Consider the following 891-nt stretch of genomic DNA (forward strand, 5'->3'; position numbering starts at 1 on the left):
GGCGCCGCGCGCGCCCGTCGACGCGCGGACGCCGCTGCTGACCGCGCGCCGGATCGTGGTGCGCTACGGCGACGTGATCGCCGTGCGTGGCCTCGATCTGGACCTGCGGGCCGGGGTGGTCACCGCGCTGATGGGCCGCAACGGCTCGGGCAAGTCCTCGCTGCTGTGGGCCCTTCAGGGCTCGGGACCGCGTCAGGGCGGCACGGTCGCGGTGGCCGGCGAGGACCCGGGGAAGGCGCCGCCGCATCGTGCCCGCGCGCTGGTCGGCCTCGTCCCGCAGACCCCCGGGGATCTGCTCTATCTGGAGACGGTCGACGCCGAATGCGCGGAGGCCGACCGGGAGTCGGGTGCGGCGACCGGCGCCTGCCGCGCGCTGCTCGACCGGATCGCGCCGGGCATCGAGGGCGCCGTGCATCCGCGTGACGTGTCGGAGGGGCAGCGGCTGGCCTTGGTGCTCGCGATCCAACTCGTCGCGGCGCCGCGGGTGGTACTGCTCGACGAGCCCACGCGCGGCCTCGACTACCACGCCAAGCGCCGGTTCGTCGCAGTGGTGCGCGAACTCGCCGACATGGGGGCCACGTTGATGCTCGCGACGCACGACGTCGAGTTCGTGGCCCAGGTCGCGGACCGGGTGGTCGTCGTGGCCGAGGGCGACATCGTCGCGGACGGCCCGACGGCCGACGTCGTGGTGTCCTCACCGGCGTTCGCGCCGCAGGTGGCCAAGATCCTGGCACCGCTGCCGTGGCTGACCGTCCAGGACGTCGCCGACGCGCTCACCGCATCGGCGGACACCACGAACAGCGACCCGCACGACCCGCACGACCCGCACAGCCCGCACGGTTCGCAGGATCCACAGGACCCGCAGGACCCGCAGGACCCGCAGGACCCGCA

The 891-nt window shown here is 74.5% G+C and carries 1 protein-coding gene; it reads left to right on the plus strand.

The window, feature by feature from the left end; all coding sequences use genetic code 11:
* Positions 1-891: ATP-binding cassette domain-containing protein (locus GT354_RS13345; protein ID WP_161356523.1), on the plus strand; the 891-nt coding region annotated here is incomplete at both ends.

Source organism: Streptomyces sp. SID3343 (genome assembly GCF_009865215.1).
Classification (GTDB): domain Bacteria; phylum Actinomycetota; class Actinomycetes; order Streptomycetales; family Streptomycetaceae; genus Embleya.